The 15,996-nt window shown below is 73.8% G+C and carries 9 protein-coding genes and 4 pseudogenes; 9 read left to right on the top strand and 4 right to left on the bottom strand.

Annotation, left to right across the window (positions count from 1 at the left end; translation table 11 throughout):
- Window positions 1-39 precede the first annotated feature (39 nt).
- The gene (locus tag ENC19_RS26865; protein WP_309246019.1) at window positions 40-1,704 is read right to left on the bottom strand and encodes an extracellular solute-binding protein; all 1,665 of its coding nucleotides are present in this window, start codon (window positions 1,702-1,704) and stop codon (window positions 40-42) included.
- Window positions 1,705-1,899: 195 nt separating this feature from the next.
- Here ENC19_RS26865 and ENC19_RS30710 point away from each other — a divergent pair, with 195 nt between their 5' ends.
- The 8 genes and pseudogenes from ENC19_RS30710 to ENC19_RS26830 all read left to right on the top strand — a co-directional run bounded on the left by ENC19_RS30710 (window position 1,900) and on the right by ENC19_RS26830 (window position 11,652).
- A complete protein-coding gene (locus tag ENC19_RS30710) occupies window positions 1,900-2,526 on the top strand; it encodes a MarR family transcriptional regulator (RefSeq protein ID WP_328824393.1) in 627 nt (208 codons plus the stop codon).
- A 21-nt stretch (window positions 2,527-2,547) separates the two neighbouring features.
- Window positions 2,548-3,120, top strand: a pseudogene (locus ENC19_RS30705) (ROK family protein); the annotation flags it as partial.
- 253 nt (window positions 3,121-3,373) lie between these two features.
- Complete coding sequence (locus ENC19_RS26855; RefSeq protein ID WP_164449850.1) at window positions 3,374-5,818, top strand: beta-glucosidase family protein; 2,445 nt, start codon at window positions 3,374-3,376, stop codon at window positions 5,816-5,818.
- Window positions 5,815-6,888 (top strand): LacI family DNA-binding transcriptional regulator, encoded by a 1,074-nt coding sequence (locus ENC19_RS26850; protein ID WP_164449849.1) that lies wholly within the window; start codon window positions 5,815-5,817, stop codon window positions 6,886-6,888. The genes ENC19_RS26855 and ENC19_RS26850 overlap by 4 nt, the downstream gene beginning before the upstream one ends.
- Entirely contained in the window at window positions 6,885-9,080 is a 2,196-nt protein-coding gene (locus tag ENC19_RS26845) for a glycosyl hydrolase family 95 catalytic domain-containing protein (protein WP_164449848.1), read from the top strand. Before ENC19_RS26850 ends, ENC19_RS26845 begins: the two co-directional genes overlap by 4 nt.
- Window positions 9,081-9,136: 56 nt before the next feature.
- Window positions 9,137-10,314: pseudogene (locus ENC19_RS26840) on the top strand (hypothetical protein).
- Window positions 10,315-10,438: 124 nt separating this feature from the next.
- Window positions 10,439-11,032, top strand: coding sequence for a pyridoxamine 5'-phosphate oxidase family protein (locus ENC19_RS26835; RefSeq protein WP_164449847.1), 594 nt, complete (start codon window positions 10,439-10,441; stop codon window positions 11,030-11,032).
- Between the two features lie 278 nt (window positions 11,033-11,310).
- The gene (locus tag ENC19_RS26830) at window positions 11,311-11,652 is read left to right on the top strand and encodes an RNA polymerase-binding protein RbpA (RefSeq protein ID WP_046564157.1); all 342 of its coding nucleotides are present in this window, start codon (window positions 11,311-11,313) and stop codon (window positions 11,650-11,652) included.
- A gap of 53 nt (window positions 11,653-11,705) precedes the next feature.
- On the opposite strand, the pseudogene ENC19_RS26825 reads toward ENC19_RS26830, so the two are convergent.
- The 3 genes and pseudogenes from ENC19_RS26825 to lnt all read right to left on the bottom strand — a co-directional run bounded on the left by ENC19_RS26825 (window position 11,706) and on the right by lnt (window position 14,760).
- Window positions 11,706-12,244 (bottom strand): annotated as a pseudogene (locus ENC19_RS26825) (FxsA family protein).
- Window positions 12,245-12,394: 150 nt separating this feature from the next.
- Window positions 12,395-13,204 (bottom strand): polyprenol monophosphomannose synthase, encoded by an 810-nt coding sequence (locus ENC19_RS26820; RefSeq protein ID WP_328824392.1) that lies wholly within the window; start codon window positions 13,202-13,204, stop codon window positions 12,395-12,397.
- A gap of 10 nt (window positions 13,205-13,214) precedes the next feature.
- Window positions 13,215-14,760, bottom strand: a pseudogene (gene lnt / locus ENC19_RS26815) (apolipoprotein N-acyltransferase).
- A gap of 254 nt (window positions 14,761-15,014) precedes the next feature.
- On the opposite strand from lnt, the gene ENC19_RS26810 reads away from it, so the two are divergent.
- Entirely contained in the window at window positions 15,015-15,602 is a 588-nt protein-coding gene (locus tag ENC19_RS26810) for a helix-turn-helix domain-containing protein (protein WP_164449846.1), read from the top strand.
- Window positions 15,603-15,996: the final 394 nt, after the last annotated feature.

The following is a 15,996-nucleotide window of genomic DNA, read 5'->3' as shown; positions in this document are numbered from 1 at the left end:
GCACCCGGGCACCGGTCGGCGGCGCACTCGCCTGCCCGCTCATCGGCCGTTGTCGGCGAGCGCCTTCTCGTGGAACGCGCGGCCCTCCTCGCCACCGGTGTCGAGGAACTCCTTGCGTACCTGGGCCAGGTCGCTGACCGGGCGGCGGCCGCGCAGGATGTCGCGGATCTTGTCGTCGGTCGGCTGGATGATCTTCGACCAGTTCGCCGGCAGCTCGAGCTTGATCCCGGCGAACAGGTCCGGCTCCATCTGGCCGATGTGCTTGCGGTAGTACCCGATGTAGTCCTGCACGTAGTTCGGGGTGTCGCCGCTGCGCACCTTGACCGGCACCCGACCGCCGATGTGGGTGTACTGCGCGCCGAGTTCCTTACGGCCCAGCTCGGTCAGCGCCGGCGTGCCGTCGGCGCCCCGGGTGAAGTGTTGTCCCTCCACGCCGTACTCGCGCAGCTCGAACTCCCGGCTGCCGAACGGGGCGGCACACCAGTTGAGCACCCGCAGCACCTCGTCGACCCGCTCGGCGGGCAGATCCTTCTTGAGGAAGGTGTAGAAGATCGGCTTCTCGCTGCCCCAGATGACCGGCTGGGCGCCCTGCGCGCCGAAGACCGGCAGCGGCTGCATGTCGAAGGTGGGCAGCTCCTTGACCCGTTCACTCTGCATGCCCTGCCAGGCACCGAGGCCGTCGCGGTACATGAGGATCTTGCCGGAGTTGAACAGTTGCTTCTCGTCCTCGCCCTTGCTCTCCGCCGTGTCCGGGTGTACCAGGCCCTCGGCGAACAGCCGGGCGGTGAACGCCAGCGCCGCCTCGAACGCCGGGTCCTCGAACTTGTGCTGCAGACCGCCGTCGGGCTTCTTGCGCCAGGTCTGGTGGCAGCCGAAGTACTGCTGGATCATTTCGAAGACGCTGCCGAAGGCCCACACGCCCTTGGCCGGGTTGGTGGCCTTCTTGCCGAACTCGTACAGCTCGTCGGGGCTGGTGGGGGTGGCCAGTCCGGCGGCGCCGAGCAGATCCTTGCGGTAGAACATGGCCCACGCGAACGGACCGTCGGTGGGGAACGGCACGGCGTAGAGCCGTCCGCCCCAGACCGAGTACTCCCAGGCCCCGCTGGGCAACGCCGCCAGGTACGGGTACTTCGCCGCGTTGTCGCCCTGAAGGTGATCGGTCAGGTCGGTGAACAACGCCTTGACCGCGTCGGAGAACCGGGCGACCTTGTCCACCTCCCAGTTCGGCGCGGACAGCAGCTCCGGCACGTCGCGCGCGCCGAGCATGGCGTTGAGTTTGTCGGCGTAGGTCAGGCCGTCCTGCAGGCTCGGGTTGACCTCCACGCCGAGCTTGCCGTTCACCGCGCCCAGGTAGGAGTTGCGGCCCAGCGGCGGTGGGGTCGGACCCCACCAGGGGCTCATCGTCTGGATCGGCGGACCACCCCGGCCGGGTGGCTCGGTGACCGCGTCGACGAGTTCGCGCGGATAGCTGAGGTAGCCGTGCGGGATCGGGCCCTCACCGGGGATGTCCGGCTTGAGCAGCTCGGCCGGCTGGTAGGTGGGCAGCACCGCCTTGATGGCGTCGGCGTTCGTGGCGCTGCCCTGGCTGCCGGCTTCCTTGCTGCAACCGGCCAGGGCGCCGCCGCCCACGGTCGCGGCGGCGCCGAGGCCGATCAGCCGCAGCATGGTCCGGCGGTCGGTGGATGTGCGCGCAGAAGGCGTCACGGCGCACTCCCTTCGTCGTCGATAACGGTTTGCGGAGCGGGGGACTCCGGCTAGGATTAGTTGGGGTTCTAGCCGAACAAACTAATCGACGGCAATCCGTCCCACAAGACAGCGCGGGCGGCCTGGTCGGTCCCGCCAGCGCGGTACGCGATGATGGACGCGCGCCACGACACCGGCGCAGGGAGCGGGCAGAGCGTGATCAGCATCCACAACGAACCGCAGCCGACCGACCTCGGCGACGTCCGTGTCGCCAACCGGGCGGTGGTGCTACGGCACGTACGCCTGCACGCACCGTGCTCCCGCGCCGACATCGCCGCGCGCACCGGCCTGAACAAGGCCACCGTCTCCAGCCTGGTGACCGAGCTGATCGACCAGCGGCTGGTCCGCGAGACCGGGCTCACCGAGAACCGGGTCGGCCGACCGGCCACGATGCTGGTCCTCGACGGTGAGCCGTACGCCGCGCTGGGTTTGCAGATCGGCGCCGACGAGCTGGTGGCCGTCGCCGTGGACCTCGGCGGCAACCGGCTGCTGACCTGGCGACGGGCCTTCGCCGCGACCACGGTGCCGCCCACCGAGACGCTGCGCGCCCTGGCCGCGCTCGCCCGGCGGGCGGTCGGGCGGAGTCACCGCCCAGGGCCGCACCGTGCTGGGCCTCACCGTCGGCGTACCCGGCCTCGTCGACCCGTCCGGCGCGGTGCCGGTGGCCAGTGCCCTGGGCTGGCGGGACGTGCCGGTCGCGGCCGAGCTGGGCGCCGCCCTGCGGGATCCGCAGTTCGCCGTCGGCGTCGACAGCGTCGCCAACCTCGCCGCTCTCGCCGGTAGCAGCGCCACGGCGCGTACGCCGGCACCACCGACCTGGTGCACCTGACCGGCGGGGTCACCGTCGCCGCCGGCATCATCGCCGCCGGACGACTGCTGCGCGGCGGGCGCGGCTTCGCCGGCGAGATCGGGCACCTGTCGCTGGACCCGGCCGGCCCACCCTGCGCCTGCGGCGCCCACGGCTGCCTGACCGCCCTGGTCGGCCTGCCCGCCGTGGTACGCCGGCTGCTGCCCGATGTCGAGGCCGACGGCCCGGTCGTCGACTACCTGCCGGAACTGACGCGGATCGTGGCGCTCGCCCAGCAGGACGACCCCGGCGTGTGCAGCGGCCTGGCCGAGACCGGCCGGCACCTCGGTCGTGGTGTCGCCGTCCTGGCCGACCTGCTGAACCCGGAGACCGTCGTGCTCGGTGACCATTTCGCCACCCTGGCACCCTGGCTGCTACCGGCGGCCCGGTCGGAACTGGCCGCCCGGGCGCACGCCCCCGGCGCCGGCGGGTGCCGCCTGGAAGCGTCCACCCTGGACACCGCCGGCGCGCTCGGCGGCGCCACCGCCGCCCTGGCCACCATCGAGGCCGGACGGCTACCCGCCCGCTGATCGAACGCAACGCTCCCGGTCGATGCGTGCCCGGCCGCTCGGAGTCTTGACCCGACCCGCCGAGGGTGCCAACCTCGAAGCGAGCCGCTCCGTACGGGCACCCGGGGCGGCTTGCTTTCCACGGTTTGTCGAAGCGCTTCGCCAGCGTCCGGGCCGACGACCGTCATCCCACCATGACCTGCGAGGCCGCTCGGCCATCCGCCGTCGAAGCGCTTCGACCTCCGGCGCGCCGGGCACTGGAAGGCGATCCACCATGACCGACCGCACCACACCCCCGATCCGGGACCGGGTCGAGGACCTGCTGACCCGGCTCACCGTGCCGGAGAAGATCGGGCTGCTGCACCAGTGGCAGGCCCCCGTCCCCCGGCTCGGCCTGCCCGGCTTCCGGACCGGCACCGAGGCGTTGCACGGCGTCGCCTGGCTCGGCCCGGCGACCGTCTTCCCCCAGACCGTCGGCCTGGCCAGCACCTGGAACCCCGACCTGGTACGCGCCGTCGGTGACGCCGTCGGCGACGAGGTACGCGCCAAGCACCACGCCGACCCGCAGCGCGTCGGCCTCAACGTGTGGGCGCCGGTGGTCAACCCGCTGCGCGACCCGCGCTGGGGACGCAACGAGGAAGGCTGGTCGGAGGACCCGTGGCTGACCGGTCGACTCGCCACCGCCTACGCGCAGGGGCTGCGCGGCGGGCATCCCGAGCGGCTGCGCACAGCCCCGACGGTAAAGCACTTCCTCGGCTACAACAACGAGACCGACCGGGCCACCACCTCCAGCGACCTGCCACCCCGGGTGCTGCACGAGTACGAGCTGCCGGCGTTTCGTGCCCCGCTCGCCGCCGACGCGGCGGTCGCCGCGATGGCCAGCTACAACCTGGTCGACGGGGTGCCGGCGCACCTGAGCCCGCTCATCGACGGTGAGCTGCGCCGGTGGGCACCCGGCGAGGTCCTGGTCGTCGGCGACGCGGGGGCGGTGAGCAACATCGCCGGGGTGCAGGGCCACCTGCCCGACCACGTCGAGGGGTTCGCCGCGGCGCTGCGCGCCGGAATCGACAGCTTCACCGAGGACGACGCCGACAGTGAGCCCACCCGCCGGCACCTCACCGAAGCCCTGAACCGTGGGTTGATCACCGAGTCGGACCTGGACCGGGCGGTCCGTCGGGTGCTCACCCTCCGGCTGCGGCTGGGCGACCTCGATCCACCGCACACCGACCCGTACGCCGGGACCGGACCGGAGGTCGTCGACTGCCCGGCGCACCGCGACCTGGCCCGGACGGCCGCCCGGCAGTCCATCGTGCTGCTGCGCAACCGTGGCCTGCTGCCACTGTCGCCGGGCCTGCGGATCGCGGTGCTCGGTCCGCTCGCCGACGCCGTGCACACCGACTGGTACAGCGGCACCCTGCCCTACGCGACAAGCACCGTCCAGGGGTTGGCGCAGCGGCTGCCGGAACTCACCAGCGACCCCGGAACCGACCGGATCACCCTGCGGGTGGGTGACCGCTACGTCGGATGCACCGACGAGGCCGAGGGTGGTCCGCTGACCATCGGTGTCGACCCGGCCTCGTTCGACGTGTTCGACTGGGGTCGGGACACGGTCGCGTTGCGGGCCGTCGGCAACGGCCGCCACGTCGGCGTCGACGACGACGGCGCGCTGGTCAACGACCGGTCCGGGCCCGGCGGCTGGGTGGTCCGGGAGACCTTCCAGTTCGATCCGCTGCCCGACGGCAGCGTGCTGCTGCGCCACCTGGCCACCGACCGCTACGTCACCGTCGACGAGCACGGCCGGCTGCGGGTCGACGGCGACGACCGGGCCGGCACCGGCTTCGGCATCGACGTGGTCACCGACGGTGCCGCGCGGGCCGCCGAGCTGGCCGCCGCCGCCGACGTCGCGGTGGTGACGGTGGGCAACCATCCGATGGTCAACGGACGCGAGACCGAGGACCGCCTCGACCTGGCCCTACCGGCCCGGCAGGAGGCGATGCTGCGCGCCGTGCACGCCGCCAACCCACGCACCGTGCTGGTGGTCACCAGCAGCTACCCGTACGCGCTGGGCTGGGCACAACGCCACCTGCCGGCGGTGCTCTGGTCGGCGCACGGCGGGCAGGAGCACGGCAACGCCCTCGCTGACGTGCTCCTCGGCGACGCCGACCCGTGCGGTCGGCTCACCCAGACCTGGTACGCCGACACCGCCGAGCTGCCCGACCTGCTCGACTACGACGTGATCGGCGCGGACTCCACCTACCTGTACTACCGGGGCGAACCGCTGTACCCGTTCGGGCACGGCTTGTCCTACGCCGACTTCGACTACCGCGATCTGCGGCTGAGCGCCACGTCGGTCGACGTCGGCGACGATGTCGAGGTGAGCGTGCAGGTCACCAACATCAGCGACCGTCCCGGGGTGGAGGTGGTGCAGCTCTACACCCGGCAACGGCGTTCCCGGGTGAAGCAGCCGCTGCGGCAACTGCGCGACTTCGCCCGGATCGTGCTCGCGCCGGGCGAACGGCGTACCGTCACGCTGCGGCTGCGCAGCGCCGAGCTGAGCTGGTGGGACGCCGACCGGGAGGGCTTCGTGGTGGAGGACGCCACCCACACCGTGCTCGTCGGTCGCTCGGCCACCGACGTGCGGCTGGTCGGCGCGGTGGCCGTACGCGGTGAGCCGACGGCCCGGCCGGCCCGGCCACACGCCGCCAGCGGGGTCCGGTGAGCGGGCGGGGCCGGGTGCCGTCCGGTCAACCCACCATCGCCGACGTGGCCCGGCACGCCGGTGTCGCGGTAAGCACCGTGTCGTACGTGCTCAGCGGCAAGCGGGCCATCTCGGAGCTGACCCGCAACCGGGTGCTGGCCAGCGTCCGGCTGCTCGGCTACCACCCGAACGCGGGCGCCCGGGCCCTGGCCAGCCGACGCGCCAACGTCATCGCGTTGGTGCTGCCGCTGCGCTCGGGCATCCAGGTGCCGGTGGTGATGCAGTTCGCCACGGCGGTGGTGACCTCCGCCCGCGGTCACGACCACGACGTGCTGCTGCTGACCTCCGACGAGGGCCCGCAGGGGTTGCACCGCATCGCCGCCGGCGCCCTGGTCGACGGGGTGCTGGTGATGGACGTGGAACTGCACGACGCCCGGGTGCCGCTGCTGCGTGCGTTGGGTCGGCCCAGCGTGCTGATCGGCCTGCCCGCCGACACCGACGGGCTGACCTGTGTGGACCTGGACTTCCACCGCGCCGGGCAGGTCTGCGTGGAGCATCTGGCGGGGCTCGGACACCGCCGCGTCGCGCTGCTCGGCGCGCCGGCCGCCGTCTACGAACGGGGCACCGGCTTCGCCCACCGCACCCGCGCGGGCGTGGTCGAGGCGGCGGCCCGGCACGGCGTCGAGGCGGTCACGTTGCCCTGCGAGGAGAACGCCGCCGAGGTGCACGCCCGGGTGGTCGAGCTGTTCGCCCGGCAGCCGGAACTGTCCGCTCTGGTGGTGCAGAACGAGGCGGCGGTGGGCCCGGTGCAGGCGGCGCTGGCCGCGCTGGGCCGGCGGGTGCCCGATGACGTGTCGGTGGTGGCCGTCTGCCCGGACCAGTTCGCCGAGCACGCCAGCCCGCGCCTGACCTCGGTGCCGGTACCCGCCGAGGAGATCGGTCGACAGGCCGTGTCGCTGCTCATGCGTCGTCTGCGGGACGAGCCGACCCCGCAGGTGACGCTGCTGGAACCCCGGCTGACCGTGCGGGACAGCACGGCCGCGGCGACCGGCACGACGACGCCGTACGACAATCGGGCGGCGGCCCGGTGACCGGTCCGGTCCACCGGATCTGGGACACCGCACCGGCGGACGACTGGCAGGACGCCCTGCTCGCCGGCAACGGCGAGTACGGGATCATGGTGCACGGTCGGCCGTGGGCGGAACGCATCGTGGTCAACCATCACCGGTTCGTGCTGCCCAACGGCACCCACGACGCCCGCCCGCCGCGGCTGGCCGCGCTGCTGCCCCGGATCCGGCGGTTGATCCTGACCGACCGCCGCGCGGAGGCGAGCCGGCTACTGGCCGGTGACGGCGTGCTGCGCTGGACGCAGTCGTTCCATCCCGGCTTCGCGTTGACCGTCGACGCCGACGGCGGGCCGGTGCACGACTACCGCCGGTACACCGACTTCGACACCGGCGAGGTCGTGGTGCGGTGGGCCGGCGGGAGCCGCCACTCGTTCGTCTCGCGCACCGACCGGTTGATCGTCACCCGGCTCGACATGGGGCCCTGCCGGGTCGGCGTGACCGGCGACCTGCCCGGCTGCCCCGGGCTGCGCTACACGGTGTCGGCGTACCGCCGCGACGGGTTGGTCTTCCTCCGGGCGCGGGCCCGCTATCCGACGGCCGGCGCCGGGTACGGCTTCGAGGGGTTGACGCTGCTGCGTGGCGCGGTCGAGATCGACGGCGACGGGGTGCGCGTCGACGGGCCCGCCCTGCTGGTGACGGTGCTCGACCGCCCACGCGACCGGTGGCGTACCGGTGCGTTGCAGCGCCGGCTGACCGGCCACCGCGACGCCCGCTACGGCGATCTGCTGGCCTGCCACACGGCCCGACACACCCCGGCGTACCGGCGGGTCGAGCTGGACCTGGCGGTGCCGGCGGCGCAGCGGGAGCTGCCCGTCGGTGAGCTGCTGGCCCGGCAGGCCGCCGACCCGCACACGCTTGACGCGGCGCTGCTGGAGCGGCTGTTCCACGCCGGCCGTTACCTGCTGCTCAGCGCCAGCGGCGTGCTGCCACCCCGGCTGACCGGGTTGTGGCTCGGTTCGTGGGACGCCGCCTGGGCCGGTGACTTCACCACCGACGCCAACCTGAACCTGCAACTGGCCTCGGCCAACCTGGCTGCCCTGCCGGAGGTCACACAGGCGCACACCCGGCTGGTACGCGCCCAGGTCGAGCACTGGCGGCGCAACGCCGAGGCGATCTACGGGGCGCGCGGGCTGTTGGCCCCGAGCCGCACCGACGGCGAGCACGGCCACCTGTTCCACATGCATCCGGACTGGCCGTTCGCGGCGTGGTTGCCGGGCGCGCACTGGCTGCTGTTCCCGCTCTACGAACGGCACCTGGTGACCGGGGAGCCGTTGGGTGAGGTGGCGGGTTGGCTGGTGGAGGTGGCCGAGTTCCTCGCCGACGTGTTGACCACCACCGGGAAAGGCGGGACGTGCGGGTTCGTGCCGTCGTACTCGGCGGAGACCGGGCCACTCGACGCCTCGGGTACGGCGGTGCACGTGGCGGTCAACGCCACGATGGACATCGCCGCGGCGCGGCACGCGTTCACCGTGGCCGCCGCGCTGACCGGCGACCGGCGGTGGACGCGGTTGGCGGCGCGGCTGCCGCCGTACCGCCTCGACGCCGACGGGGCGTTGACCGAGTGGGCCTGGCCCGGTTACCGGACCGACGAGGACCACCGCCACGTCAGCCACCTGTATCCGGTGTGGCCGCTGGACGAGATCAATCCCGAGGACACCCCGGAGCTGGCCACCGCCGCGCACCGGGCGCTGCGCCGCCGGGGCGACGAGAACCTGTCCGCGCACGGCAGCCTGCACCGGGCGCTGGCCGCCGCCCGGCTGCACGACGGACCGCTGGTCGAGACGAACCTGCTCAAGATCGTCGGCAACGACATGTTCTTCCGGTCGCTGATGAGCGCACACAACCCGGGTCGCGTCACCTACAACGCCGATGCCGCGCACGCCCTGCCGGCGGTGCTGATCGAGTCACTGGTGCAGGGTCGGCCCGGTCGGCTGCGGCTGCTGCCGGCACCGTTGCCGGGGCTGCCGCACGGCACCCTACGCGGGGTGCGCTGTCCCGGACGGGTCACCGTCGAGGAGTTGGCCTGGCGGCCGGGCGCGGTGCGGGCCCGGCTGGTCTCGGCGGTCCCCCGACGACTGCGGGTCCGCAGCCCGTACGGCGAGACGGTCCGACAGGTGGCCGCCGGCGAACCGGTCGAGGTGTCGTTCACCGGGTAGCCGGCGTCGCCGCGACCCGGTCGGCGGCGCTGGGCGGGCACTAGACTGCCCGCTCGATGGACGTTGAGTCGACTTCAGCCGCCGACACCCGCCCCTGCGCCCACTGTGGGCGCGATGTGCCGCAGCGGGCCGGCGCGGGCCGCCCGTTCCGGTACTGCCGGGACAACGACGGTGCCTGCCAGCGGGCCTCCCGTAACAGCCGGATGCGGCACCGCAACGCCCCGGGCCTGCCCGGGCAGGTGGCCCGGACCTGGGAGGCGGTGGACCGGCTCGACCAGATCGTGGCCACCCTGACCGAGGCGCTGCACGCCGAGTTGTCGCCGGCCGGGGTGCAGCGGCAACTGTCCCAGCTGCGTGCGGAGACCGCCGGCGAGGTCGCGGCGGCGCAGACCGAACGCGACGAGGCGCTACGGGCCGCCGAGGACGCCGCCGCCCACGCCGAGCGGCAGCGTCGGCAGGCTCAGGCGGCGACCGCCGAACGTGACGCCGCCCGGCGGAGGCCGCCCGCGCGACCGAGCGGGCCGAATCGGCGGTGGACCGGGCGCAGGATGCGCAGACCGCCCGGGACGAGGCGCGGCGGGAGGCCGCGGCCGCGCAGGCGTTGCGGGCCCAGGCCGAGGCGGACCGGGACGCCGCCCGCGCCCAGGTGAGCTCGGTACGGGCCGACCTGGCCGCCGAACGCCGGCGCAGCGGTGACCTGACCGCTGAACGCGACGCCGCCCGTACCGACGCGCAGCGGGCCGCCGACCGCGCCGCGGCGGCCCTCGCCGAGGTCGACCGGTTGCGGGCCGAGATGGACCAGACGCGGGCCGCCGCCGAGCGGGCCCACGCGCAGGCCGAGCAGGCCCGGACGGAGACCGAGCAGGTTCGGGTCGAGGTTGCGCGGGCTCGGGCGGAGGCGGAGCGGGCGCGGGCGGAGGCGGCCTCGGCCCGAACGGAGGCCGAGCGGGCGGAGCAGGCCCGGGCGCAGGCCGACGCCGACCGGGAGCACGCCCAGGCGCAGGCCCGGCAGGCCGGCGAGCAGCAGGCCGCGCTGGCCGCCCGCGTCGAGCAGTTGGGTGCGGAGCTGACCGGCCTGCGGGCGACCCTCGGCACCGCCGAGGGCCAGGTGAGTGAGCTCACGGTACGCCTTCGCGCCACCGAGGCCGACCGCGACGACGCCCGCGAGCGGGTGGCCCAACTCGCCGCCCAGGTCGCCGACCTGGCCACCGCCCTCACCCGTCCCACCCGCTGACCTCCGCCCCTCCCCCGTCCCGCGCCGATCATGCAGTTGTGGTACCCCAGAAAGCGCATCAGTTCGGACAAATCGACCACCATAACTGCATGATCGGCGGGCCTGGGTGCGGGAGGATGGCCGCATGGGTAAGACGCATGAGCGCATCGAAGGGCGGCTGCGGGAGTTCATCGAGGCGCAGCCGATGTTCTTCACCGCGACCGCGCCGCTGGCCGGCGACGGCACCGTCAACCTCTCCCCGAAGGGCCTGCGGGGCTGTCTCGCCGTGCTCGACGAGCAGACGGTGGCCTATCTGGACTTCGCCGGCAGCAACGCCGAGACCATCGCCCACCTGCGGGAGAACGGCAGGATCACCCTGATGTGGTGCGCCTTCGCCGGCCCGCCGAACATCGTGCGGGTACACGGCCAGGGTGAACCCGTGTTCCGCGACGACCCCCGCTTCCCCGACCTGCTGACGCACTTCCCGGACATCGACCCCACCCGGCACGGCCTCCGGGCGATCATCGTGGTGCACGCCCGGCTGATCCGCGACACCTGCGGCTACGCGGTGCCGTTCATGACCTACGACAGCGACCGGGACCTGCACGCCCGCCGTTTCGCCCGGGAGGACGACACGTCACTGGACGCCTACTTCGCCGGCAAGGACGACATCGCCACCAGCATCGACGGCCTGCCGGGGCTGCCGTTGCCGCTACCGCCGACGCCGCGGACCGGCTGACCGCACCGGGTGGGCCGCGACACCGACGGGTGCCTGCCCGGCGCGTCGACCCGCCGCTCTGCCGCACCAGGACCTCGGCCGGTTACCATTCCTGCTGGCGGTGACGGTCCGCCGAGACGACCCGGCCGGGACGACCCCGCCGGGCGTACGTGATGGCCGGCTACCCTGGATTGCGCACCCGGGTGTACGGGTTGTCGAGCCCGGGGATCGGGAATGGCCCGGCGGAGACGGACCGTTACACCGTTAGGACCTGCACCACCGAAGAGGGGAAGTCGATCATGGGCGAGCGTATGCTGCGCGGAAGCCGGCTGGGCGCGGTCAGCTACGAATCCGACCGCAACACGGAGCTCGCGCCGCGGCAGACCCGCGAGTACCTGTGCGCCAAGGGTCACCAGTTCGAGGTGCCGTTCGCCGTCGACGCCGAGGTGCCCACCACCTGGGAGTGCAAGTTCGACGGCAGCGTGGCCCGGCTGGTCGACGGCAGCGAGCCGGAGCAGAAGAAGGCCAAGCCGCCGCGTACCCACTGGGACATGCTGCTGGAGCGACGTTCGATCGCCGAGCTTGAGGACATCCTGGCCGAACGGCTGCAGGAGGTCCGCACCCGTCGCGGCCGCGCCTGACCCGATACCGTCGACGGCGCCCCGGGGATCCCCGGGGCGCCGTTTCGCGTACGTCAGCGCGGCTCCACGATCTCGCCCTCGATGGCCTCACCCTCGACCACCGGACGCGCCGGGGAGGTCGGCGTCTGCGGCGTCGGACCCGGCGGCGTCGACCCCGGCTGCGGCCCGCCCCGGTACACCCGCACCCGCCGGGGCCGAACAGGTCACCGGCGGTCATCGACGACACCCGGCGCTCCGCGACCCGCTGCACCCCACCCCGGGCCAACCGGCGCACCGGCGGCACCAGCAGCAGCACCCCCACCAGGCCGCTGACCAGACCCGGGGTCGCCAGCAGCAGCGCACCGAGCAGCCCCACCAGCCCGTCGGTCACCTGCCGACCGGGCGGCCGACCCGACTGCGCGGCCTCCCGGAAACCCCGCCACGCCCGCACACCCTCCCGGCGCAGCAACACCAGACCCAGCAGCGAGGCCGCGAACACCAGCAGCGTCGCCGCACCGAACCCGAGCGCCCGACCCACCACCACGAACACGGCGATCTCCACGGCCGCGGACACCAGCAGAGCCAACGGTACGAACCTCAGTGCTCGGCGCATCTCACCCCAACCGCCTCACGGCGCCTCGTCATCTCGGCCCCGCCCCGGCGGGCGCAGCCGTCCCGTCCGTCCAGCATGACACGCCGCCGCGCAGAGCAGGTTCGCGGAGCCGCACCGGTAGGCGTCGCCACCGACCCGGCCGGGCCGCTCTCAGGGCCACCGCGCCTGTCCGGCCGTGGCCGCGCGCATGCCACGCCGCACCGCCGTACGCCGGTCGCGCACCGCCCAGCCGGTGATGCGCCACAACGCCTCCACGACGATCAGCGGGCTCATCTTGCTGGCACCACGCTCCCGCTCGGCAAAGGTGATCGGCACCTCCACGATCCGCGCTCCCGCCCGGTGCGCCAGCCGCGACAGCTCCACCTGAAACGAGTACCCCTGCGAACACACCGAATCCAGGTCCAGGGCGTCCAGCACCCCGGCCCGGTAGACCCGGTAACCGCCGGTGGCGTCGGCGACCGGCATCCCCAACGCCAGCCGCGCGTACAGGTTGCCGCACCGCGACAGCAGCAACCGCCGCAGCGGCCAGTTCACCACCCGGGCACCCCGGGTCCACCGCGATCCGATCACCACGTCGGCGTCGCGGGCCGCGGTCAGCAACGCCGGCAGGTCCTCCGGGGCGTGCGAGCCGTCGGCGTCCATCTCGACCACCGCGTCGAAGCCACGCCGCCGCGCCCACGCGAACCCCGCCAGGTACGCCGCACCGAGCCCCTGCTTCCCCTCCCGGTGCAGCACGTGCACCCGCTGGTCGGCCCGGGCGATGCCCTCGGCGATCACACCCGTGCCGTCCGGGCTGTTGTCGTCGGCGACGAGGATCTCCACCTGCGGCGCGGCCCGCCGAACCCGCCGCACGATCGCCGTGACGTTGTCGGCTTCGTTGTAGGTGGGAATCACCACCAGCACCCGACCCACACCGGGCACCCCGGTCGTCACCGGACGGATGTCGGTTCCGCGTACCACCGCTGCCCCCTCACCCCGGGTGGGCGGCCCCCGGTACGGGCCGGCCGTCCCGCCGACGCCGCAGCACCGCCGCGCCGACCACCGCGGCCACGGCCAGCCCCGCCAGCACCACCTCCGGCAGCACCCCGACCCGGGTGGCCAGCGTGCGTCCCTCGGTCAGCCGCAGCTGCCGCACCACGACCGCGCGGGTGTTGAACCCGGTGGCGTCGCTTACCCGCCCGTCCGGGGTGACGAACCCGGACACCCCGACCGTGGAGGCCATCAACGCCGCACGCCCGTGCTCGACCGCACGCAACCGCACCATGGCCAACTGCTGACGCGCCTCGGCCTCGTCGAAGGTGGCGTTGTTCGTCTGCACCACCAGCAGCTGCGCCCCACCGACGACGGTGTCACGGACCAGCCCGTCGTAGGCGACCTCGAAGCAGATCACGTCCCCGAGCACCGCCGGCCCGCTGTCGATCACTCCCGCCTCGGTACCGGCCACGAAGTCGGCCCGTACCCGGTCGACCTGGTCGCTGACCATCCGGGCGATCCGGCGCAGCGGCACGTACTCGGCGAACGGCACCGGATGACGCTTGACGTACAGCTGCTCCAGGTCGGGGCCGCTGCCCGGACGCCACAGCAGCCCCGCGTTGCGCACCTGCCCCCGCTGCGGCCCGAGCAGCACCGCACCGACCAGGATCGGCACCCCGACGGCGTCCGCGGCGGCGGAGATCCGCGCTCCGGCCGACGGGTTGCGCAGCGGGTCGATGTCGCTGGAGTTCTCCGGCCACACCACCAGGTCCGGTCGGGGCCGGGTGCCGGCGGCGACCTCACCGGCCAAGGCGATGGTGGCCTCGACGTGGTTGTCGAGCACCGCCTGCCGCTGGGCGTTGAAGTCCAACCCGAGTCGCGGCACGTTGCCCTGCACGATCGCCACCGTCACGCCCGCCGCGTCCCGGGTGGTGGCCACCGGCACCAGCAGCCCACCGGCGAGCAGCAGCAGCACCGTCGTGGCGCACCCGGCCGCCGGCGCCCACCGCCGGGCACCGCCGGCGCCGCGCCGCGCCCGGACCGTCCACCACGCCCCGGTGACCAGCAGCCCACCGGCCAGCGCCACCGCGAACGTCACAAGCGGCGCACCGCCGAGCGCGGCCAGCCGCAGCAGCGGCGACTCGTCCTGACCGAACGCCAACCGGCCCCACGGGAACCCGCCGAACGGTGTCCGGTCGCGCAGCGCCTCCTGCCCCACCCACAGCACACCGGTCACCGCCGGCCACACCGCCGGGAACCGGTCGACCAGCGGCGACACCCACGCCGTGGCCAGCCCCAGCACCGCCAGGTAGCCGGCCTGCAACAGCGACAGCAACACCCACGGCAGGTAGCCGGTGTGCAGGTTCGTCAGGCCAGCAACGGCGCGAACAGGGTCAGACCGGTCAGGAAGCCCAGACCGGCGCCGGCCCGCAGCCGCCGCCGGTGGGTCGCGGCGGCCAGCAGCGCCACCCCGACCGGCGCCAGCGGCACCACCCGTACGGCGGGAAGGCCAGCAGCAACGCCAGGCCGGCGACCACCGCCATGGCGACGGCCACCGGCAGGCGCACCAGGCCCGCCGGCACCTGACCGGGCGGCGGCGGTTCGGGCCCGGCGGCGCGGTCCACGGTCGTCACGGGCGGGTCGGACGCGATCACGCGCCGAAGGCTACCCGCCCGCCGTCACCACCCGCCCGCCTGCCCGGGTGGCCGGTCGGTGGCGGGCGACCGTCAGCGGCGGCCGGCCCACCTGCCGCACACCCTGCGACCAGCCGCGACAATCGACAAGTAATGTTGCTGTTATGGCAAACGAGGTGGCGGCGGTGCTGGCAGCGGTCGGACCCCGACTGCGAGCCCTCCGCAAACAACGCGGCACCACCCTGAACGAACTCGCCGACACCACCGGCATCTCGGTGAGCACCCTGTCCCGGCTCGAATCCGGGCAGCGCCGCCCCACCCTGGAACTGCTGCTGCCACTGGCCCGCGCCCACCAGGTGCCCCTGGACGAACTGGTCGGCGCCCCCGCCGTCGGCGACCCCCGGGTCCGCCCCCGCCCCATCGTCCGGCACGGCATGACGTTCCTGCCGCTGACCCGCCGCCCCGGCGGCCCGCAGGCGTTCAAACAGATCCTGCCGCCACACACCCCCGCCGACGCGCAACCACAGTCCCACGAGGGCTACGAGTGGCTGTACGTGCTCTCCGGCCAGCTACGACTGCGCCTCGGCGACCACGACCTGCTCCTCACCCCCGGCGAGGTCGCCGAGTTCGACACCCGGGTGCCGCACTGCGTCACCAACCCCGGCCCCGAACCCACCGAGGTGCTCAACCTGTACGGCCCGCAGGGCGAACACCTGCACGTACGCGCCCGCCCCGGAAGCGGCGCCACCTGAAAACCACACCGGCGGCCACGACGAAGTCGGGGCGCGGCATACGCCGCGCCCCGATGCTCCCAGGCCCCTCCCGGCCGGTGCGGCGGAATGCGGCACGCCGACCTTCGGACCGACCCGACGGTGACTGGCTGTCCCCGCCTGGCCGTTGTCTACTGGCCGTGCACCCCATCCTGCCCGTACACCGGTAACCGCGGCCGGTTCGCGCCGCCCCGCCGACCCCCGCCCGCTGGACCTGGCCGCCGCGACTGAACATGCACCGTGTCGCTCGGCCAGCGGACGAAGGGACGAAGCGAACAACAGCCGCTTCCCGTGGTAGGACTCAAAGACGGTACGTGGCCCACCCCCGGCCTTGTCAACCCACCCCCGACGAGTCGTCGCCCCGACCCGGCGTGTC

The organism is Verrucosispora sioxanthis, from assembly GCF_010560025.1.
GTDB classification, from domain to species: Bacteria; Actinomycetota; Actinomycetes; order Mycobacteriales; family Micromonosporaceae; genus Micromonospora; species Micromonospora palythoicola.
The sequence above is the reverse complement of the archived record's forward strand: the minus strand, read 5'-3'. Positions and strand labels throughout refer to the sequence as shown.